The sequence below is a fragment of the Streptomyces sp. NPDC002088 genome, from assembly GCF_040296605.1.
In the GTDB taxonomy this organism is placed as follows: domain Bacteria; phylum Actinomycetota; class Actinomycetes; order Streptomycetales; family Streptomycetaceae; genus Streptomyces.
Window position 1 is genome coordinate 54,561 of the sequence record NZ_JBEOXO010000007.1, and the last position, 20,678, is coordinate 75,238.

A 20,678-nucleotide genomic window follows, 5' to 3' on the forward strand; every position below is an offset into this window, starting at 1 on the left:
GATGAGCAAGACGACAACCGGCACGCCGACCGGTGAGGCCCCGGCCGCCCCGGACGACCAGGACCTGAGTGCCGCCGGCTCCCAGCTGTCGACCGCGCCCCAGGAGTCGTCGGCCAACCTGCCCGGCATGGGCGTCATCGGCTGGGCCCGCTGGTTCTGGCGGCAGCTGACCTCCATGCGGGTGGCGCTGCTGCTGCTCCTGCTGCTGGCGCTCGGCGCGATCCCCGGCTCGCTGATCCCGCAGACCGGGACCGACGCGACGAAGGTCGCCGACTTCCGTGACGCCCACGAGACCCTCGCGAGCGTCTACGACAAGCTCGGCCTTTTCCACGTCTACAGCTCGGTGTGGTTCTCCGCGATCTACATCCTGCTGTTCGTCTCGCTCATCGGCTGCATCGTGCCCCGCACCTGGCAGTTCGTGGGCCAGCTCCGCGGCCGCCCCCCGGGCGCGCCCAAGCGGCTGACCCGGCTGCCCGCGTACACGACCTGGCGCACCGAGGCCGAGCCCGAGCAGGTCCGCGAGGCCGCGCTCGCCCTGCTGAAGAAGCGCCGCTTCCGCGCCCACCTCGCCGGTGACGCCGTCGCCGCTGAGAAGGGCTATCTGCGGGAGATCGGCAACCTCGCCTTCCACATCGCGCTGATCGTGATGCTGACCGCCTTCGCCTGGGGCCAGCTGTTCAAGTCCGAGGGCAACAAGCTGGTCGTCGAGGGCGACGGCTTCTCCAACACGCTGATCTCCTACGACGACTTCAAGTCGGGCAATCTCTTCGGTACCGACGACCTGGAGCCGTTCAGCTTCGTCCTGGACAAGTTCACCGGCACCTACGAGCTCACCGGCCCCAACAAGGGCACTCCGCGCACCTACCAGGCGGCCATCACCTACAGCGAGGGCGCCTACGGCAAGGAGAAGAAGACCACCGTCAAGGTCAACGAGCCGCTGGAGATCGGCGGCTCGAAGGTCTACCTCACCGCCCACGGCTACGCCCCCGTCGTGACCGTCAAGGACGGCAAGGGCAATGTCGTCTTCCACAATGCCGTACCGCTGCTGCCGCTGGACTCCAACGTCACCTCCTCCGGCGTGGTCAAGGTCATGGACGGTTACAAGAACGCCAAGGGCGTCTCCGAACAGCTCGGCTTCCAGGCGTTCTTCCTGCCGACGTACGGCGGGGGCACCACGGTGTCCTCGCAGTTCCCGGCGATGCTGAACCCGGTGCTCAACCTGGAGGCGTTCCACGGCGACCTCGGCGTCGACTCGGGCATCCCGCAGAGCGTGTACCAGCTCAACAAGACGAACATGAAGGGGTTCAAGGACTCCAAGGGCGCTCAGCTGAGGAAGAACCTGAAGCCCGGTCAGACCATGACCCTCCCGAACGGCGCCGGCTCGATCACCTACGAGGGCACCAAGCAGTGGGCGAACTTCCAGGTCACGCAGCAGCCCGGCAGCGGCTGGGCGCTCGGCGGCGCGGTTGTCGCGATCTTCGGTCTCGCCGGCTCCCTGTTCATCCAGCGCCGCCGGGTGTGGGTGCGGGCAGTGAAGGGCGCGGACGGCGTGACCGTCGTCGAGATGGCCGGGCTCGGCCGCAGTGAGTCCGCCAAGGTGCCCGAGGAGCTCGGCGCCCTCGCCGGGATCCTGTACGACCAGGCGCCGGGCGCGCCCGACAGCTCGGAGGCGGAGCCGGACGGCGTGTCCGACTCCGGCGCCGCAACTGCCGAAGGGGCTGAGCCGAATTGAATCCTCTCCCGCGCGGATCCAGGGAGATTCCTGGCTCACGCTGCCCGACGGACCAGCGGCCCGCCAGGTCTTCCACGATCAACGCCAGCCGGGTTGAAACCAGCCCGGTAACACGACCGCAAGCTTCCTGCAGACCTCACCGCCCGACCGCAAGTCGCCGGGATATTCACCCGAAGGAGTGCTGAGGTGACTCTCGCCGCCACAACCGAGTTGGCCACCGCGACCAACGAACACCTCGCGAACATCAGCAACACGCTGATCTACTCCGCGATGGCCGTCTACACCCTGGCCTTCTTCGCGTACATCGCCGAATGGCTCTTCGGCAGCCGCAGCAAGGTCGGCCGCACCGCCGCCGCGCTGACCTCCACGCCGGGGGCGAAGAAGGCACCGGCCGTCACCGTGAAGAACGCCGGCGGCACCGCCGTACTGGAGCGGCCGAAGGTCGTCGTGCGGGCCGCGACCGGCTCCCGCGACGTGCCCGACGGGCCGGGCGCGCACGGCGGTGACGAGCAGGGCGACCTCTACGGGCGTATCGCCATCTCGCTCAGCGTGGTCGCCTTCCTCGTCGAGCTGGCCGGCGTGATCGCCCGCGCCGCCTCGGTGCAGCGGGCGCCGTGGGGCAACATGTACGAGTTCAACATCACCTTCTCCACCGTCGCCGTCGGTGTGTACCTCACGCTGCTCGCGCTGAAGAAGAACGTCCGCTGGCTCGGCCTGTTCCTGATCACCACGGTCCTCCTCGACCTCGGTGTCGCCGTCACTGTCTTGTACACCGCCAGTGACCAGTTGGTTCCCGCTCTCCACTCGTACTGGCTGTACATCCACGTCTCCACGGCGATCCTGTGCGGCGCGGTCTTCTACGTCGGCGCGGTCGGCACGATCCTCTACCTCTTCAAGGACTCCTACGAGAACAAGCTGGCGAGCGGCGGCAAGCCCGGCCGCTTCGCGACCTCGTTCCTGGAGCGGCTGCCCGCCTCGTCCTCGCTCGACAAGTTCTCCTACCGCGTCAATGCGGCCGTCTTCCCGCTGTGGACGTTCACGATCATCGCGGGCGCGATCTGGGCGGGCGACGCGTGGGGCCGCTACTGGGGCTGGGACCCCAAGGAGACCTGGGCCTTCATCACCTGGGTCGCCTACGCCTGCTACCTGCACGCCCGTGCCACGGCCGGCTGGAAGGGCCGCAAGGCCGCGTACATCGCGCTGATCGCCTTCGGCTGCTGGCTGTTCAACTACTACGGCGTGAACATCTTCGTCTCCGGCAAGCACTCCTACGCGGGCGTGTAACAAGCTCACCGTCGAGGCCGGTTTCTGTGACCCACGTCATGGGAACCGGCCTGCGTCGTACGGACAGGCAAGGGGAGGACAAGGGGGGCGGGCCGGCGCCCGTAACCGCGTGCGGAACGCCTCCCGACGGGTCAGGCTGGTGTCATGACCGGTTCCATCGAACAGGGCACCAGCCTGACCCACGGGCACACGCACATCCTGCACTTCCTGGTGCGGCTTCCCCGGCCCATGGAGAAGGTCTGGCCGGCGCTGGCCACCCAGGAGGGGCTCGCGAGCTGGTTCACCGAGGCCGAGGTCCTCGAGCCCCGGCTCGGCGGCGCGGTCACCCTGCGTGAGCTGGGCAGCGGGCAGGTCACCGCGTGGGACGTGGACCGGGTCGTCGAGTACACGGTGGAGGGCGGCGGCCGGATCCGCTTCCATCTGGAGCGGGACGGGGACGAGGGTGCCGCACTGCGGTTCACGCATGAGTTCCGGGGGGAGGGCGAGTCCGAGCCGCGCTGGCGGGCTCGATTCGAACGATTGATCGAGCGGCTCGAGCGGTCGGGTGGTGCCGCTTAGCGGTTGCCGTGTCAGGACGGCGGCAGGCATTCCTTCCCCGGCGGCTTCCCCTCCGGCCAGGCGATCTTCACGAAGCGGGAGCGGCCGTCCGGGGTGAGTTCCACGATCGGTACGGCCTTGTCGTACGGGTTGCCGTGGACGTCCAGGCAGATCCAGCCGCTCGCCCCGCTCACCCGCAGTGAGCCCTTGACCTGCGGCCACTGCAGGCCGACGTCGGCGAGGGGCGGGACCACCTTGCCGTCGGGGGTGGCCTCGCGGATGCCGTGGACGGCCAGCTGCATGGCGTCGTAGGCGATGATCAGCTGGCCGTCGTCCAGGCTGATCGTGCCGAGGGGGCCGATCGGCTCGCGCTTGCTGCTCGCCAGCAGCTGGTCCAGGACCTGCGCGTCCTTCGCCGAGCCGCCGGTGCCCACGGGGTCCGTCGTCCAGGCGTCGGGGTGGGCGAGGGCGGTGTAGCGCACGGAGAGGTTGTGCTTGAGGGCGTCCCGGTCGAGGTCCTTGTCCCCGGTGAGGTACGACCCCTCGTCGCCCGTCAGCACCGTGAACGCGCGGTTCTGGCAGCCGCGTCCGCCCAGCGCGTTGATGAACTGCCGCAGCTGGGTGTGCCGGCCCGCGAACAGGATCGTGTCCGTGCCCGGTGACGTGTCGCAGACGAGGTGCGTGATCTGGCGGAAGGTGTTGGCCGTCGTGCCCTCCTCGCTGCGGTCGGCCGGCGGGGTGAAGGGCTGCGGCTCGTACGGCGAGCCCTCGATCAGCTTCGCGAACGACTTCTGCAGCGTCCGCGTGTACGGGTCGCCCGGCTTGTCGTAGACCAGCAGCGCCTTGCCCGCCGTCACCTTGGCGAAGGAGGCCAGCGCGCGGGCCTCGTCCGTGTTGGTCGGGGAGACCCGGGCCAAGCCCGGGAAGGGGTCCTTGCCGTTCTGGCCGTTGGCCAGGTCGTCGGCGGTGATGGAGCTGCCGATCACCGGGATCCCGCGCCGGGTCAGCTCCGCCACGGCCTTCTTGTTGTTCTCCGTGCTCAGTCCGACCCCGGTGACCGCCCGCAGCCGGTCCGTGCCCTTCGTCATCCGCTCCAGCTCGTCGACCGTGTACTGCCAGTGCTCGCCGGTGGCCCCGGGATTGGCGAGCACCAGCCGGATCGCCGGGTTCTGTCCGTTGGAGGCGTGGTTGGCCTGGTACTGCGCCAGATACGCGCCCTGAAGCTCGTGCTGCACGTCTGCCAGGTTGTCGGCGTCGGTCGCCGTGAACGGCTCCAGCAGCGCGACGGTGACGTAACTGCCGGACTTGAGGGAGTCGTTCTCGCGGTTGATCGCCTTGATGGTGTCGGCGAACTGGGCGTGCCCGAAGTCGTACGTCGTCGCCGACACCCCGACGCACTCCGCACTGCCCTCGGGGCGTACGACGCCCTTCGCGCACGAGCGATCGGTGTGGGTGAGGGCGGTGATCCCGAAGTACAGGCCGGCCACCACTCCTGCCGTCAGCAGCAGGGCGAGGTAGCGGTAGAGCGGGATCGCCAGGATCTCGCGCACCCACGCCACCAGGCCTCTTCCCCTGCGCGCCATCACGTCTCCCCGTCCCGGTCGTCGGACTCGTCACCGTCCGGAGTGCGCAGCGGCCGACCGGCGAGCGCGTCCCGCGGCCAGTCCTGCGAGGCCTGCCACAACAGCGCGCCGCCCGTCTCCGGCACGTCCGACAGCTGCAGCAGCTCGAACTGGAGCCGGTCGCACACCCGGGCGTCGGGCAGCACCAGCGGATCGGCGAGCTGCCAGACCGCGTGCAGCAGCCGCCGTACGCGCTGGTGCAGCAGCGGGTCCACGCCCTCCGGAGGCTGCTGCCGGGTGCCCGAGCGGTCGAGAGCGATCGCCGCCCGCCGGTCGTCCGGGCCCGCGAAGTCGCGGCCCGCATCGTCGTGCGCGTGGAAGTACGGCGCCGAGGTGAGGAAGCGGAGCGTGTCCAGCCAGGTCCGGGTGTCGAGGGAGTGGAAGGTGTCGCGCAGGTACGCCACCGCTCCCTGGGTGTCCCCCAGGGCGAGTTCGTGGTGGAGGCGGTAGCGGGCGCGGGCCGGGTCGTCGTCCTCGTCGGTGTAGTGCCGGATCAGCGTCTCGTGCACGTCACGCCATTTGCCGTGGTCCGCGTGCTGGTGGTGCAGCCGGAGCAGCAGCAGGGTGCGGACGAACGGATCGCCCACGAAGTGGCCCGGCGCGGCGGGCAGTCCCTCCTCGGCGAGGCGGGCCTCCAGGGTGCGTACGCCGGCCGAGCCGAAGTCGTCCGGCAGCTGGGCGTCGGCCAGGGCGCACGCCGACTCGTGGTCGTGGGCGGCGGCCAGCACGGTCAGCTCCTCCAGCCGGTCGGACGGGACGAGCTGTTCCAGGAGTTCGTCGCGGGTGGGGCGGCCGTCGTCGGTCTGGTCCTCACGCAGGGTGACCGGCGCGGTGAGCAGTCGGCCCAGTGAGGCGGCCTCCTGCGGGTGTTGGGCGGCGGACGCGGCGAGCAGCGTGATGCCCAGCGGGTTGCCGCCGGTCAGCCGGTGGGTGGCGTGCGGAAGCCGGGGCGGGACCTCGACGTCCTCGCAGACGGCGCCGACGATGTGCAGCGTGTCGTCCGGGGACAGCGGGGGCAGCGACACCAGCAGCGCGCGGGACGCGGGTGAGGTGTCAGCGCGCCAGTCGAAGCGCCGGGCCACTTCGGCGAGTTCGTGCCGGAGGGTGCCGCGCACGGCCGGGAGGTCGGGGCCGCGCACGGTGGCGACGAAGACCACCTCGTCGGCGAACCCCTCGGCGCGATCGCGCAGGACCGGCCCGATCAGGCCCGGGCCCGGTCCGGCGTGCGCGTTGTCGAGCAGGACGAGCGGGCGGCCCAGGCGTCTGAGGCGCGAGCCGATGCCCGCGTAGGCCTCGGTGAGATCGGTGAGCAGCGCCCGCACCAAATACCGCTCGGCGTGCTCGCGGGAGGGGCCGTCGGCCCGGAAGTGCTGGGAGAGCAGGATGAGTCCACGGGTGGCGTTGCCGCCCGCGTTCGGATAGGTGCGGTACCAGAGGGACGGTTTCTGCTGCTTGCGGCTGCCGAACCCCTCGGAGATCGACTCCAGGGTCGCCTCGATGGTCGCGGACAGGAACGGGTCCCCCTGGCCCGCGGCCGCGGCGATCACCCTGGCCACCACCCGGCCCGCCATCCGGCCGGCGAAGTGGCCGAACCCCGGGCCGCCGTCGTTCAGCAGCAGGATCCGCCTGAGCTCCCGCCGGATGCGGTCCGCCTCGGCGTCGCGCCAGTCGGGTGCGTGGACGGCGACCAGGCCCGCGAGCAGCCGCGGGAAGGCGATCTTCCCGGCGTGCTTGACCCGTTCGCCGAGCTGCTCGGCGAGCACGAGCAGCGCCTGCGACACCGGCGACCAGGTCTCGGCGGTCTGCTCCGGCCGGGGCCGGGCGAACTCCTCGCTCTCGCAGTCGATCAGCGCCAGCGGCGTGTGCCGGAGCCGCTCGTCCTTGCGGGTCTCCTCCTGGTAGGCCTCCCGCAGTTCGGCCAGCACCGCGCTCTTGCCCAGCCCGCGCCCGCCGGAGAGCACCACGAACGGCAGCTCCCCGGCGTCCGCGACGTCCTTGGCGTCCACGGCACGCAGCTCGTACGGGCGCAGCCCGACGAGCCGCGGAACGAGACCCGCGGGCTCGCTGTCGAACAAGGCACCACGCCCGTGCAGCCCTCTGTGCACCGCATCTCCCCCGAGCGGTCCGGATCCCGTTGTGCTGCTGTGAGGTGTATCAACACGTGTAACAACACCAGTGTAGAAAGGGGGAGTTGGATCGGACTAGATCGCGTGGTGTCCGTTGTGTTACGAAACTGTCGGGTCGTCGGTCGACAGTGGTCAGTCCACGGTGATCGAGTCCAGCTTCTCCCGCAGGTAGACATGCGAGTCCACGGCCTCGTACGCCACCCGCCCCACCGGCGCCGGAACCGACTCGACGAGCGTCCCCGGAGTGCACTCGCCGAAGTAGACCAGCGACATCAGCTCCTCGGCGGGCTCGTCGGCCGGGGGCGGCAGGACGCGGTGGCGGCCGGAACGCCAGCGGTCGCCGGTCCAACGGGCCATCAGGTCACCGATATTGATGGTGAAGGCGTCCGGGTCGTGGGGCGCGTCCTCCCAGCCGCCCTCGTCCGTCCAGACCTGGAGTCCGCCCTTGCCGGCCTGCCGGTCGAGGATGGTGACCGTCCCGAAGTCGGTGTGCGGGCCGATGCGGAACTGCCCCGGCTGGGGCGCGCCGGTCACCTCGGTCCCCGGGTACCAGTTGATGTTGAAGCCGTACGTCGGGTGGTCCATGTGCCGGGTGAAGAAGTCCGGTTCGAGGCCCAGGGCCTCGCCGAGGAGGGCGAGGAGATGGTTCTCCAGCTCGCCCATCCGCTCCAGGTACTCCTCGCACAGCGTCCGCAGCTCGGGCACCTCGTCCGGCCACACGTTGGGCGCGTACCACTCCGCGTTGACGACCGGGTCCTCGAAGGGTTCGTGGGTCGCGAACGTCAGCGACTCCTTCAGGTCCGGCGGGGTCTCGGTGCCCTCCGAGTAGCCGTTGGCCTCGGCCCCGGGGCCGAGCCAGCCCCGGCCGCCGACCTTCGCCTCGTAGTGCTGCTTGGTCGCGTCGGGCAGAGCGAAGAAGGCGCGGGCCGCCGCTCGGATGCGGGAGCGCAGGCCGGGGTCCACGCCGTGCCCGGTGACGAGGAGGAATCCGGCGGTCTGGAGGGCCTGGTCGACGGTGCGGGCGATCTCCCCGCGGGCCGCCGGGTCACCGGTCAGCCACGGCCGTAGATCAATGGTCGGGATGCGGGGGGTAGCGGGCTCACTCACCGATGTCCTCGTTCCACAGTGCCGGGTTGCTCTTGATGAAGTCACGCATCAGCTCGACGCACTCCGGATCGTCCAGGAGCACGATCTCCACGCCGTGCTCCGCCAGCCAGTCGTGGCCGCCGTGGAAGGTGGCCGCCTCGCCGACGATCACGCGGGAGATGCCGAACTGGCGGACCAGACCGCTGCAGTACCAGCACGGCGAGAGGGTCGTCACCATGGTCGTTCCGCGGTACGACCGCTGCCGCCCCGCCGCCCGGAAGGCCGCCGTCTCCGCGTGCATCGAGGGATCGCCGTCCTGGACGCGCCGGTTGTGGCCGCGGCCCAGCAGCCGGCCGTCGGCGCCGTAGAGCGCGGCACCGATCGGGATACCGCCCTCGGCGAGCCCGGCGCGTGCCTCGGCGACGGCGGTGGCGAGCCATGTGCGTGCCTGTGCCTGATCCATGCCTTCACTCTGCTGTGGCCGAAACACGAGGGCAACGTGCGGAAAGTACTCTCCGGGCAACCCGCCACCGGACGAACTGTCCGCACCCTGGAGGCCACCGTGCCCGCGCTCACCCTCCGTGAAGTCCTGGCCCTCGACCCCGTCCGGGCCGCCGAGCCCGAACTGCTGGCCGGGGCGGGCGCCCTGGACCGCCCGGTGCGCTGGGTGCACTCCAGCGAGGTCTACGAGGGCGCCAACTTCCTCGACGGCGGCGAACTGCTCCTCACCAACGGCTTCGGGCTCACCGACGCGGACGAGGACACCCGGCGGCGCTATGTGCGGGAACTGGCGGCGCGCGGCGCGGCCGGGCTCGCGGTGGAGGTGGGCCGGGCCCTGCCGAGCATGCCGGACGAGGTGACCGACGAGGCAGGCCGGCTCGGCCTGCCGCTGCTGGCCCTGCGCCGGGTCGTGCCCTTCGTACGGATCACGGAGGCCGCCAACCGGGCGATCGTGGCCCGCGGCCTGTCCGGGCGCTCGACGGTACGGCCCTGGGGCGACGACCACACCGCGGCGCTCCTCGCCGACCTCGCCGACCGGCAGGCCCTCAACCAGCCCGAGGTGGAGGCCCGGGCGGCCCTCGCCGGGTTCCACCCGGGCCCCGGCGCACGCCTGGTCGGGGTGTCCCTGCACGGCACACGCGAGGTCGGCGCCGTGGACCGGGCGGCACGGCTGCTCGGCGGGGCCGGCGCGCTGCGGGCCGCGTTCCCCGGGGACGTACTGGCGCTGCTCGCGCTGCCGGCGGCCGAGTCCCGCCCCGGCGACCCCGTCCGGGCGGTCCAGGAGGCCTTCCGGACGGCCGCCGAACCCGGCCTCACCGTCGCGATCGGCCACGCTGTCGCCGCCGGCAGCGGCTGGCTGCGCTGGAGCGACACGCTGCGCGCGGCCCGTACGACGCTGGAGCTCGCCCTGACCGTCCCGGCCGCCGAACCCGGCGTACCCGACGGCCCGTTGGTGACGTCCGCCCGCGCCTTCGCGCTGGAGCGGGAGCTGACCCGCGGCGGCGTCGACGCCAACCGGGAACGGCTCGCCCGGCTGGTGCAGCAAGCGCTGGGACCGCTGCTCTCGTGGGAGGCGGCCCACGCCAGCGACCTCGTACGCACCCTGGAGGTGCACCTGCGGCACGGCTGCTCGCCGACCCGGACGGCGGCCCTGCTGCACATCGGCCGGCAGTCGCTCTACCAGCGCCTGGAGCGCATCGAGTCACTCCTCGGGCTGGAGATCGACGATCCCGACCTGCTGGGGGAGCTGCTCGCGGCGGCCTGCGCGCACCGGGTGGTGCGGGGAACGGGGGCGGCCGCGGCGGGCGGGATACGGGCGGTGGCGTGACCGTGGCCGCCGAGCGTGCCCTCGGTAAAGGCAGCGGAAACCCGGTCTGTACCCTGGCCCGATCATCGCCGCGTGAGCGGCAGTTGGGCCCCGGTCGGGAGGAAAGTTCATGGTTGCTGCTCCGGTTCTGGAGGAGCTGCGCGAGGTCGTCCAGCCGCAGGCCAAGCTGGCGAGCCGCAACGGCGAGCACTGGGCGGGCCGGCTGTACATGCGCAGGATCTCGCTACGGCTGACCCGGCAGCTGGTGCGCACCCCGGTCACCCCGGACCAGCTGACCTGGACGATGGTCGTGTGCGGGGTCGCCTCCGGCGCCGCGCTGATGATCCCGGGCCTGACCGGCGCCGTCCTCGCGGTCGTCCTGATGCAGCTCTTCCTGCTCTTCGACTGCGTGGACGGCGAGGTCGCCCGCTGGAAGGGCCAGAACAGTGCGACCGGCATCTACGTCGACCGCCTCGGCGCCTATCTCGCGGACGCGGCGCTGCTGGCGGGGGCCGGGTACCGGGCGGCCGAGTCGGGATTCGGCGGCTGGCTGTCGGTCGGTATCGCCACCGCCCTCGGCGTCGTCCTGCTGAAGGCATCCACCGACCTGGTGGACGTCGCACGCGCCCGGCGCGGACTGACCGTCGCCGACGACGAGGCGACCCGGCCGCGCTCGCAGGGCGTGGCGACCGTGCGCCGGCTCGCCGCCGCCTTCAAGATCCACCGGGTCACGAACGGCATCGAGGCGTCCCTGGTGCTCCTGGTCGCGGCGATCGCGGACGCGGCCACCGGCGGGATCGAGCCGACGCGCTGGGCGCTCGGCGCGCTCGCCGTCATCACCTGGGTGATGGTTCCGGCGCACCTGCTGTCGATCCTGTCGTCGTCGCGGCTGCGGTGAGGCAGTCGAGTTCGTCGAGGTAGTCGTAGAGGCGGCCCGCACCTTCCAGCATGGCTCTGGTGCGGGCCGTCAGCGTTTCGCCGGGCGGCCGCGGGCCACGACCGCCGCGCGTATCGGGTCTTCGGCCGGCTGCCGCACCACGCGTCCGGCCGTGTCCCCACTGACGCGTCGCAACGCGACGAGGGCCCCCGGCGCGCCCCCGCCCCGTCCCCGAGGGCGGCTCTCCGATTGCGGCCGAGGCGGCGCCAACTTAGCTTCATGACGTCGGAATTCTCCCGACAGGTCACATAAATCCCTTATGTCGACCTTCTCGGCGTGCCATCGAACGGAGCATTCATGTCGGTGATGACCGGTACCCAACCCCTGCAGCAGTTCGGTCAGCAGATCGGCGCCCCGCAGCAGCAGATCGGGCAGGTGGTTCAGCAGGCGATCCAGCAGGCGTGCCAGCAGGCCGGCCAGCAGATCGCGCAGCGGATGCAGCAGACGCTTCAGCAGATCCACCAGGTCCAGCAGCAGCTCCAGCAGCAGGGCCTGGGCCACCAGGCCCACCCGTACCTCGCGCTCGCGCTGCACCACACCCTGCACACGGGCGTCCGTTCCGCTGTCGAGCAGTCCGTGCAGCAGGCGCTGCCGACCGCGATCGTGACGCTGCTCCAGCAGAGTCAGCAGGGCATCCAGGGCCAGCAGGGCCAGCAGCCGTGGGGCGGCGGGTTCGGCCAGCAGCCGTACGGCCAGCAGTTCCCGCAGTACCAGCAGTCCGGCTACGGCTACGGCCAGACGGGTCAGTCCTTCGGTATCGGCTGACCTGGCGGCGCGTGATGCGGTGTGCCCGGAGTTGGTTCCCGGGCACACCGCATCACCGTGGAAGCGCGGGGTCACTGTGGAAGCGCCGGCCGCCCGTCGCCGGATCAGGAGCACAAATTACGAGGTAGGCGTGGTGAAGGTGGACGTAATGGTCAAGGAAAGGCCCGCAAACAACCGCGAGAGCGCGACTCATGGCGCGGGGGCAGGCGGGCGGGGAGCCGAGGGCGGGCAAACGGGACCGCGCAAGGAGGGCGCGCCGTCGTCGCTCACGGTGCAGCCACGCCGGGAGCGCTACTTGGTGACATCGCTGCCGCAGCATCTGCTCCCACCGGGAGTACCCGAACTCGGCATGGACGCGGTGTGCGACCGGCTGGACCGGATGGCCGAGGTCAAAGTGATCCGCAGACTCCGGCCGTCGGAGAAGCTCCAGTCGGGCGGGCTGTCCCCCTCCTGCCCGGAGGTCGCGGTCGTCGAGGCGCCCGAGGCCCAGGTACCGGCGATGCGGTCGCTGCACCTGCACATCGAGCCGGACCTGCCGCTGGCCGGCACCGGGCCCGCCGCCGCGCCGACCGCGGGAATTCTGCCCCTGCGCGATCCGGGGCTGGTCCTGCCGCTGGAAGAACCCGTGGACATCTCGTTGCGCGTCTGCGGCCCGGACGGCGAGCCGCTGGCCGGGGCGGGGGTGTTCCTGATCGGGGCGACCTGGCCGGCCCAGGGCGTCACCGGAGCCGACGGCACGGTCACCGTCACGCTGGCAACGGAGACCGCACAGTCCGTTCAGGCCATGTACGTCCGGCCCAGGGACGGTTACACGGACCGCTGGATCCGCCGCCCCGACCTGTCGACGACCCGGGAGAACCTCGTCACCCTCACCCCGCTGGTCAAGGTGTACCCGGAGCTGGAGAAGCGGCAGCAGTACGGCTGGGGCCAGCAGGCGATGCGGCTGGACCGGCTGCCGCCCACGTTCCGTGCCTTCGGCGTCAGGATCGCGCTCATCGGTTCGGGGGTCAGTGCCGAGCACCAGGATCTGAAGGACCGGGTGCGCTCCGGGGCCGATCTCGTGCGCGGCACGGACGACGGATGGAGCCACGACACGGTGGGCAGCGGTACCCACGCGGCGGGCATCATCGCCGGGGCGGACACCGGCAAGGGCATCATCGGAATCGCGGTCGACGCCGAGATCGAGGTCTGCCAGGTGCTGCCCGACGGGCATTTCAGCGACCTCATCACCGCTCTGGACCACTGCATCGACCGCGAGGTCGACATCGCCCACATCGCGGTGGCCACCCCGTACTCGTCGGCGCTGGTCTCACGCAAACTCGCCGACGCGGGCGCGGCGGGCATCGCCTGCGTCGCCCCGACCGGCGACACCGGCGGGCCGGTCGCCTTCCCGGGCTCGCTGCCCACCGTGTTCGCCGTGGGCGCGCTGGGAGTCTTCGGCACGTACCCGCAGGACACCTCCCAAGCCACCCATTCGGGGCCCCAGTTGACACCGGACGGGTTGTTCGTGGCGCCGTTCAGCTGCTACGGCCCCGGTATCGACGCGGTCGCCCCCGGCGTGGCGGTCATGTCGTGCACGCCGGACGGCGGATACGCGGCCCTCGACGGCACCGGCACGGCCTCGGCCCACCTCGCCGGCCTCGCCGCCCTCGTTCTCGCCCACCACGAGGACTTCCATGGCCAGCTGCTGCCCCGCGGACCCGGCCGGGTGCGGCATCTGTTCGAGATCATCGCGGCCAGCTGCCGCCAGTTGGCCGTCCCGGGCACGGCGGAAGGGGCCCGCGTCGGATACGGCCTGCCCGACGCTCTCGTCGCCCTCGGCCTGGCCCCCGGAGTGCAGCTCGCGCCGGGTCTGTCGCCCTACGCCGCGTCCATGGCCGACTAGGCCTGTCCCGGCACGCGCAACGGCACCCGCCTGCCAGGCCGGGTGCCGTTGCGCGTGCCGGGACAACACGGCTAGGACAGGTCCTGGCGCTTCCGCAGCGCCGCGTACAGCCCCGCGCTCACCGCGAAGCCGACCAGGCAGGTGATGTCGCCGAAGGCGGGCCAGTGCTCCGGCACCCAGCCGACGTACTTCTCCTGGTTGGAGAAGAGCGGGACGGACACCGCCACGCCGATCAACAGGGCGGCGATTCCCGGCCAGTTGGTGTACGAACGGTCGCCCAGTCGGCGCGCCGGCTCCTCGTCCGCCGCCGTGCGCCCCCGGAGCCACCGCTCCACCAGCACCACGCCCAGCCACGGCCCCACCCAGTACGCGATCACCAGCAGGAACGCCTCGTACGCCGACCCCGCGTCCGACAGGGACGCCCACGCCGCCGCCGTACCCACGATCCCGGACAGCACGACCAGCACGCTGCGGCCCAGCCGGTCCGGCAGCTTCAGGCCGAGCGAGGTGACCGAGATGGCCGAGGAGTAGACGTTCAGGGCGTTCGCGGAGACCGCGCCGAGGATGATGGCGAGCAGTACCAGGTCGCCCAGCCAGCCCGGCAGGTGACCGGTGAAGGCGGCCGTCGGGGTGGCGTCCTGCGGGGCCGCGATCGTCGCCGAGGCCGCCCCGATGACCGCGACCACCGCGACCGAGACGAACAGGCCGACCGCCGGGTAGAGGACCGTCCTGAAGCGGTTCGCCGTGCGCGGCAGGTAGCGCGAGTAGTCCGAGGCGTACGGGTTCCAGCCCGCCGCGTACCCCCAGGCCGTGCTGAACGCCAGCAGGAAGCCGCCGATGCCGCCGCCCGTGCCGCCCCCGCCGAGGTCCGCGTCCTTGAAGGTCCACACGCCGGCCAGCAGGAAGACCACCGCGAGTGCGGGGAACGCGTACTTCTCGAAGACGTGCACGAAGTTGTGGCCGATGAAGCCGATCAGGATCTCCGCCACCACCACGAGCAGCAGGGAGGGGAGCGGCCGCAGACCCGTCAGGGTGTTCAGCGCGAAGGCCGCGCTCACGCTGTTGACCGCGAACCAGCCCACGCCCGCCACCAGCGCGTTGACGCCGGACGGCAGCAGATTGCCCTTGTGGCCGAAGGAGAACCGGCCGATCACCATCTGCGGGACGCCGAACCGCGGCCCGTCCAGGGACAGCACCCCCTGGGTGAGCCCGCCGATCGCGGTCCCGAGGACGATCGCGGCCGTCGCCTGCCAGAAGTTCAGGCCGAAGAAGAGCACCGAGATCACGCCGATGTAGACGGTCGCGAACTCGATGTTCGGGGAGGCCCACGTCCACAGCAACTGGAGCGGGCTGCCGTGCCGTTCGGCGTCGGGGATCGGTTCCGAGCCCGCCGTCTCGACGGCGATGACCTTGTCGCCGTACCCGGGGGCGGACGTGGTGGCTGAGCTGGCGGGAGCTGTCGTCATGCGAGGTAAGTGTCCGGTTTCCGCCTGCCCGGGCCCAGAGGCGCATTGTCCGCTTCGAGAGCCTCACCGGCGTACAACCTGTAGGCACCCGGGGAATCGGCGCGGCCGATACCCCCATCGGCAGGACGCCCCACTGGCCCGTGGACCGGCCACCCCGCCCGCTCGTAGCTTCCTGGACATGACCTCACAGAACAAGGGCTCGCAGACCAAGAGCTCGGAGAAGAAGGGCACCGCCCAGCTGACGGCGGCGATGGTGCTCTCCGGCACCCTCGGTGTCTTCGTCGTCGAGTCGGGCGCCTCGCCCTTCAACGTCGTCTTCTTCCGCGTCCTGTTCGGCGCCCTCGCCCTCGGCACCTACGTCGTCGCCCGCGGCTGGCTGCGCGGCCACGGCTTCACCCCGCGCACCCTCGGCCTCGCCGTACTCGGCGGCGTGTTCATCGTCTTCAACTGGGTCTTCCTGTTCGAGTCGTACGAGAACACGTCCATATCCGTCGCCACGGTCGTCTACCACACCCAGCCGTTCTACGTCGTACTCCTCGGCGCCCTGTTCTTCCGCGAGCGCCTGAGTGCCGCCAAGGTCGGCTGGGTGGCCGTCGCCTTCGCCGGGCTGGTCCTCGTCTCGGGCGTCACACCCGGCGACTTCACCAGCGGCGGCACGTACCTTCTCGGCGTCGGCCAGGCCCTGCTCGCCGCGCTGCTCTACGGCCTGTCCACCCTGGTCACCAAGCGGATCACCGGCGTTCGGCCGCACCTCATCGCCCTCGTCCAGGTCGTCGTCGGCATCCCGCTGCTGCTGCCCTTCGCGGACTTCGGCGCCATGAGCGGGACGGGCGCGGACTGGGGCTGGCTGGTCGGGCTCGGTCTCATCCACACCGGCGTGATGTACGTCCTGATGTACGCCGCCTACGCCCAGCTGCCCACCTCGAAGATCGCCGTCCTCGCCTTCGTCTACCCGGCGGTCGCGATGGGCATGGACTGGGCGGTCTACGGCCACCACATCGGCCTGGTCCAGGCGCTCGGCGTGCCGCTGATCGTGTTCGCGAGCCTGCGGGTCACCCTTGCGCGGACTGCTCGGACAGCAACTGCCGCGCCCGCTCCACAAACAGCCGGGCATGCGCCGGAAGCCGCTTCCCGGCCCGCCACGCCAGTTGCGTCCGAAGCGTGAACGGCGCCTCCCACGGCAGTCGTACGAGAGACCCCTCCGCGAGTTCGGCGGCGACCGTCACCTCGGGCAGCAGCGAGATCCCGAGGCCGGCCGCCGCCGCGCGTTTGGTGGCCTCGATCGTGCCGAACTCCATGAACGCCACCGGGGCGAGGGGCGCGAGCTCACGCTCGAACAGGTCGCGGTAGGCGCAGCCCGGTTCGGAGGCGAGCAGGGACTGCCGTACGAGGTCGGCGGTGGTCACCTTCGCCCCGGCGGTGGCGGCGGCTTCGGCGAGGGGATGGCCGGCCGCCGCGACCAGCACCAGCGGCTCGACCGTCAGCACCTGGGTCTCCAGACCCGGGTGCTCGGTCGTCTCCTCCATCAGGAAGCCGAGGTCGTACGTCCCCTGCCGCAGCGCCTGCCGGGTCTCGTCGCCGATGGTCGTGCGCAGGGAGAGGCGGACCTTCGGGTAGCGGTGGTGGAAGAACTCCAGGAGCGGCGGCAGCCGGTAGTTCGTCAGCGACTCCATCGTGCCGACGGCGAGCGCGCCGGCCGGCTCCTCCTCGCCGGCGACCGCCGCCCGGGCCTCCTCGGTCAGCTCGATGATCTGCCGCGCGTACGGCAGCAGCCGCTCGCCCGCCTCCGTCAACCGGATCCTGCTCCCGAGCCGGTCGAAGAGCTCCGTGCCGAGCGAGGACTCCAGGGCGCGGATCTGGCTGGTCACGCTGGACTGGGCGTACTGGAGCTCGGCCGCCGCCTGGGTGAAGCTGAGGACGGTCGCGACCTTCTCGAAGGTGACCAGCAGCCGCAGCTCCATCAGCCGGCGTCGTCCTTCTTCTCCTTGTTCCCCTTGTCCTCGTTCCCCTTGCCCTCCGGGTTCAGGGACTTCAGGAACTCGGGGTTGTCGTCGGGCGCGACGAACCGCGTGGGGCCGGTTCCGGGGGCGGGGCGCACCTTGCCGGCGATCAGCCAGGCGACCGGGCCGACCAGTACCTCGCCGAAGAGCAGGATGACGATCACCCAGATCACCTTCGGCAGCCCGCGTACCTGCTCCTCGGGCGTGTTCAGGCAGTCGATGAAGGCGTAGATCCACAGCGCCAGGACCAGCAGGAGGGGCAGATACCTGAGCATGGTGGTGCGATCCCCCAGGAGACGGCGACGGGGCGCGGGGCGGCCCCGGTGACGGGCTCAGAGTAGCCCGTACCGGATACTGGACCGCATGGCTTACGACGATCTTCGCTCTCTGCTCAGGGCCCTGGAGCGCGAGGGAGACCTCAAGCGCATCAAGGCCGAGGTCGACCCATATCTGGAGGTCGGGGAGATCGTCGACCGGGTGCAGAAGGCGGGCGGCCCGGCGCTGCTCTTCGAGAACGTGAAGGGCTCCGCCATGCCCCTCGCGATGAACGTCTTCGGCACCGACCGCCGGCTGCTCAAGGCGCTCGGCCTGAAGTCGTACGGCGAGATCTCCGACAAGATCGGCGGCCTGCTGCGGCCCGAGCTGCCGCACGGGTTCGTCGGGGTGCGCGAGGCGTTCGGGAAGCTCGGCGCGATGACGCACGTACCGCCGAAGAAGGTGAAGTCCGACAGCGCGCCGGTGCAGGAGGTCGTCCTGCACGGCGACGACGTCGACCTCGACCGGCTCCCCGCGCTCTTCACCTGGCCGCAGGACGGCGGCTCCTTCTTCAACCTGGGGCTCACCCACACCAAGGATCCGGAGAACGGGGTCCGCAACCTGGGGCTGTACCGCCTCCAGCGCCACGACAAGCGCACCATCGGCATGCACTGGCAGATCCACAAGGACAGCCGCAACCACTACCAGGTGGCGGCGAGGCGGGGGGAGCGGCTGCCGGTCGCGATCGCCTTCGGCTGCCCGCCGGCCGTCACGTACGCCTCCACGGCCCCTCTCCCCGGTGACATCGACGAGTACCTCTTCGCCGGGTTCATCGCGGGCAAGCGGATCGAGATGGTCGACTGCAAGACGGTCCCGCTCCAGGTCCCGGCGCAGGCGGAAGTCGTCCTGGAAGGGTGGCTGGAGCCCGGCGAGATGCTTCCCGAGGGCCCCTTCGGCGACCACACCGGTTTCTACACCCCGCAGGAGCCCTTCCCGGCCCTGAAGATCGACTGCGTGACGATGCGGAAGCGGCCGCTGCTCCAGTCGATCGTCGTAGGGCGTCCCCCGACGGAGGACGGACCGCTGGGCCGTGCGACGGAACGCTTCTTCCTGCCGCTGCTGAAGATCATCGTCCCGGACATCGTGGACTATCACCTTCCCGAAGCCGGCGGTTTCCACAACTGTGCGATCGTCTCGATCGACAAGAAGTACCCCAAGCACGCCCAGAAGGTGATGCACGCGGTCTGGGGCGCGCACATGATGTCCCTGACCAAGCTGATCGTGGTCGTCGACTCCGACTGCGACGTGCACGATCTGCACGAGGTCGCCTGGCGGGCCCTCGGCAACACGGACTACGCCCGTGACCTCACGGTCGTCGAAGGTCCCGTCGACCATCTCGACCACGCCTCCTACCAGCAGTTCTGGGGCGGCAAGGCGGGCATCGACGCGACGAGGAAATGGCCCGAGGAGGGCTACACACGGGACGGCGGATGGCCAGAGATGGTGCTGTCCGACCCGGAGACCCACGAACGGGTGACGAAGCGGTGGAAGGAATACGGGCTGTGAAGGCTAGTGACAGGGTGATGGTCGGCAGGGCGGAGACGGGGTTTCCCCGCCTCCGCGGGGATGATCCGGAGTACGGACTGTGAGTTCAGCTTCCGCCGCGATCCCGCAGCCGGGGCGCACCAAGGCGTTCCTGCGCCTGGTGATGATCGAGCACTCCGTCTTCGCCCTGCCGTTCGCGTACACCGCCGCGTTGACCGCGATGTTCGAGTGGGACGAGAACATCCACTGGGGCCGGCTGTTCCTCGTCACCCTGGCGATGGTCGGCCTGCGCACCTTCGCGATGGCCGTCAACCGGATCATCGACCGCGAGATCGACGCCCGTAACCCGCGGACGGCACAGCGCGAGCTGGTCACCGGCGCGATGTCGGTGAAGCACGCCTGGACGGGCGCCCTGATCGCCCTGGTCGTCTTCCTCGGCGCGGCGGCCCTGCTCAACCCCCTCTGCCTCGCCCTCGCCCCCATCGCGGTGATCCCGATGGTGGTCTACCCCTACGGCAAGCGGTTCACGAACTTCCCGCAGGCCATCCTCGGCCTCGCCCAGGCGATGGGACCGATCGGCGGCTGGCTGGCGATCTCCGGTTCCTGGTCCTGGGACGCGGTGATCCTCGGCCTCGCCGTCGGCATCTGGATCGGCGGCTTCGACCTGATCTACGCCTGCCAGGACGTCGAGACCGACCGGAAGATCGGCGTCATGTCGGTCCCGGCGCGGTTCGGCATCCCGGCGGCGATCTGGGGAGCGCGGGTCTGCCACACGATCACGACGGCGCTGTTCGTCTGGTACGCGATCTCCACGGACGCGGGCGCGTTCTTCTGGCTCGGCCTGGTGATCGTCGCGGGCGCGTTCCTCTACGAGCACACCATCGTGCGGCCGCACGACCTGTCCCGCCTGAACAGGGCGTTCTTCTCGGTCAACGGCTTCATCGGCATTGCCCTGTTCGTGTGCGCACTACTGGATCTCCTGGTCCGGGGTCTGACCCTCTGAGTACGGTGCGGCCTACCATCGAGGGCAGGACCCCAGGGAGGCCAGCGTGACCGTCTCGGGCATCGACCGCCTGCACTCGCAGCTCAGCAAGCTGGAGGACATGTTCCCCGGCTATGTGACGGAGATTGTCGAGGGCAGCATCGTGATGAACCCGGTCAGGCCGTTCCACGGGAGGACGATCCAGCGGGTGTGGGCGATCGTCGAGGAGCAGCTGCCGTCGGGATGGGCCTTGGTGAGCGATGTGGCGTTCCCCTTCGACGACGCCAACGAGTTCTGCCCGGACATCGCGGTCATCCCAGCCGAAGCCGAGGCGGAGAATCACAGTGCTTACCCGTGCGACCTGATCGAGTTCGTTGCCGAAGTCGTGTCCCCGGAAAGTGTCCGTCGCGACTACGAGGTGAAGCCGCGCCGGTACGCCGCCCGGGGCATCGCCAATTACGTGATCCTCGATCCGCTCCAGGGACACTGCGTCACGATGTGGAACCCCGGTCCCGACGGCTATCGAGGCCGGGACACGATTCCCTACGGCCCGGAGCTGACCATCGAAACCCCGGTCGGCAAGTTGGTGATCCCCACAGGCTCCCTCCCCGTCGACCCCAAGGCGGGCGGCCGGTCCTGAGTGCCGTCC

The 20,678-nt window shown here is 70.7% G+C and carries 18 protein-coding genes; 11 read left to right on the forward strand and 7 right to left on the reverse strand.

What is annotated here, in order from left to right; genetic code table 11:
- Window position 1: 1 nt before the first annotated feature.
- The 3 genes from resB to ABT114_RS16745 all read left to right on the forward strand — a co-directional run bounded on the left by resB (window position 2) and on the right by ABT114_RS16745 (window position 3,574).
- Entirely contained in the window at window positions 2-1,732 is a 1,731-nt protein-coding gene (resB, locus tag ABT114_RS16735; RefSeq protein ID WP_351143123.1) for a cytochrome c biogenesis protein ResB, read from the forward strand.
- 186 nt (window positions 1,733-1,918) lie between these two features.
- A complete protein-coding gene (gene ccsB / locus ABT114_RS16740) occupies window positions 1,919-3,016 on the forward strand; it encodes a c-type cytochrome biogenesis protein CcsB (RefSeq protein WP_351143125.1) in 1,098 nt (365 codons plus the stop codon).
- 144 nt (window positions 3,017-3,160) lie between these two features.
- Window positions 3,161-3,574: an SRPBCC domain-containing protein gene (locus ABT114_RS16745; RefSeq protein WP_351143127.1), complete on the forward strand. Its 414-nt coding sequence runs from the start codon at window positions 3,161-3,163 to the stop codon at window positions 3,572-3,574.
- An 11-nt stretch (window positions 3,575-3,585) separates the two neighbouring features.
- Here ABT114_RS16745 and ABT114_RS16750 read toward each other — a convergent pair whose 3' ends face one another.
- The 4 genes from ABT114_RS16750 to ABT114_RS16765 all read right to left on the reverse strand — a co-directional run bounded on the left by ABT114_RS16750 (window position 3,586) and on the right by ABT114_RS16765 (window position 8,850).
- A complete protein-coding gene (locus ABT114_RS16750) occupies window positions 3,586-5,136 on the reverse strand; it encodes a hypothetical protein (RefSeq protein WP_351143129.1) in 1,551 nt (516 codons plus the stop codon).
- Window positions 5,136-7,280 carry a hypothetical protein gene (locus ABT114_RS16755; protein WP_351143131.1) on the reverse strand — a complete coding sequence of 715 codons (2,145 nt, stop codon included), beginning with the start codon at window positions 7,278-7,280 and terminating at the stop codon, window positions 5,136-5,138. Before ABT114_RS16755 ends, ABT114_RS16750 begins: the two co-directional genes overlap by 1 nt.
- Window positions 7,281-7,433: 153 nt before the next feature.
- The gene (locus tag ABT114_RS16760; protein WP_351143133.1) at window positions 7,434-8,408 is read right to left on the reverse strand and encodes an isopenicillin N synthase family dioxygenase; all 975 of its coding nucleotides are present in this window, start codon (window positions 8,406-8,408) and stop codon (window positions 7,434-7,436) included.
- Window positions 8,401-8,850, reverse strand: a complete 450-nt coding sequence (locus tag ABT114_RS16765; RefSeq protein WP_351143135.1) for a nucleoside deaminase — start codon at window positions 8,848-8,850, stop codon at window positions 8,401-8,403. Before ABT114_RS16765 ends, ABT114_RS16760 begins: the two co-directional genes overlap by 8 nt.
- Before the next feature lie 99 nt (window positions 8,851-8,949).
- On the opposite strand from ABT114_RS16765, the gene ABT114_RS16770 reads away from it, so the two are divergent.
- From ABT114_RS16770 to ABT114_RS16785, 4 genes are all read left to right on the forward strand, one after another.
- Window positions 8,950-10,215, forward strand: coding sequence for a PucR family transcriptional regulator (locus ABT114_RS16770; RefSeq protein WP_351143730.1), 1,266 nt, complete (start codon window positions 8,950-8,952; stop codon window positions 10,213-10,215).
- Window positions 10,216-10,324: 109 nt separating this feature from the next.
- On the forward strand, window positions 10,325-11,092 hold the full coding sequence (locus tag ABT114_RS16775; RefSeq protein ID WP_351143136.1) for a CDP-alcohol phosphatidyltransferase family protein: 768 nt from the start codon (window positions 10,325-10,327) through the stop codon (window positions 11,090-11,092).
- A gap of 336 nt (window positions 11,093-11,428) precedes the next feature.
- Window positions 11,429-11,896, forward strand: coding sequence for a hypothetical protein (locus ABT114_RS16780; RefSeq protein WP_351143139.1), 468 nt, complete (start codon window positions 11,429-11,431; stop codon window positions 11,894-11,896).
- A gap of 298 nt (window positions 11,897-12,194) precedes the next feature.
- Window positions 12,195-13,781 (forward strand): S8 family serine peptidase, encoded by a 1,587-nt coding sequence (locus tag ABT114_RS16785; protein ID WP_351143141.1) that lies wholly within the window; start codon window positions 12,195-12,197, stop codon window positions 13,779-13,781.
- A 71-nt stretch (window positions 13,782-13,852) separates the two neighbouring features.
- Here ABT114_RS16785 and ABT114_RS16790 read toward each other — a convergent pair whose 3' ends face one another.
- On the reverse strand, window positions 13,853-15,247 hold the full coding sequence (locus ABT114_RS16790) for a purine-cytosine permease family protein (RefSeq protein WP_351143143.1): 1,395 nt from the start codon (window positions 15,245-15,247) through the stop codon (window positions 13,853-13,855).
- A gap of 178 nt (window positions 15,248-15,425) precedes the next feature.
- Between ABT114_RS16790 and ABT114_RS16795 the strand changes: the two genes are divergently transcribed.
- Window positions 15,426-16,412 (forward strand): DMT family transporter, encoded by a 987-nt coding sequence (locus ABT114_RS16795; protein WP_351143145.1) that lies wholly within the window; start codon window positions 15,426-15,428, stop codon window positions 16,410-16,412.
- On the opposite strand, the gene ABT114_RS16800 is transcribed toward ABT114_RS16795, so the two are convergent.
- Window positions 16,300-17,208, reverse strand: a complete 909-nt coding sequence (locus ABT114_RS16800; protein WP_351143147.1) for a LysR family transcriptional regulator — start codon at window positions 17,206-17,208, stop codon at window positions 16,300-16,302. The two genes, ABT114_RS16795 and ABT114_RS16800, sit on opposite strands and share 113 nt — an antisense overlap.
- Window positions 17,208-17,522, reverse strand: a complete 315-nt coding sequence (locus ABT114_RS16805) for a PLD nuclease N-terminal domain-containing protein (protein WP_351143149.1) — start codon at window positions 17,520-17,522, stop codon at window positions 17,208-17,210. The genes ABT114_RS16800 and ABT114_RS16805 overlap by 1 nt, the downstream gene beginning before the upstream one ends.
- A gap of 88 nt (window positions 17,523-17,610) precedes the next feature.
- On the opposite strand from ABT114_RS16805, the gene ABT114_RS16810 reads away from it, so the two are divergent.
- The 3 genes from ABT114_RS16810 to ABT114_RS16820 all read left to right on the forward strand — a co-directional run bounded on the left by ABT114_RS16810 (window position 17,611) and on the right by ABT114_RS16820 (window position 20,669).
- Window positions 17,611-19,068 (forward strand): menaquinone biosynthesis decarboxylase, encoded by a 1,458-nt coding sequence (locus ABT114_RS16810; RefSeq protein WP_351143151.1) that lies wholly within the window; start codon window positions 17,611-17,613, stop codon window positions 19,066-19,068.
- A gap of 79 nt (window positions 19,069-19,147) precedes the next feature.
- Window positions 19,148-20,050, forward strand: a complete 903-nt coding sequence (gene mqnP / locus ABT114_RS16815; protein WP_351143153.1) for a menaquinone biosynthesis prenyltransferase MqnP — start codon at window positions 19,148-19,150, stop codon at window positions 20,048-20,050.
- 46 nt (window positions 20,051-20,096) lie between these two features.
- Window positions 20,097-20,669 carry a Uma2 family endonuclease gene (locus ABT114_RS16820; RefSeq protein WP_351143155.1) on the forward strand — a complete coding sequence of 191 codons (573 nt, stop codon included), beginning with the start codon at window positions 20,097-20,099 and terminating at the stop codon, window positions 20,667-20,669.
- Window positions 20,670-20,678 lie beyond the last annotated feature (9 nt).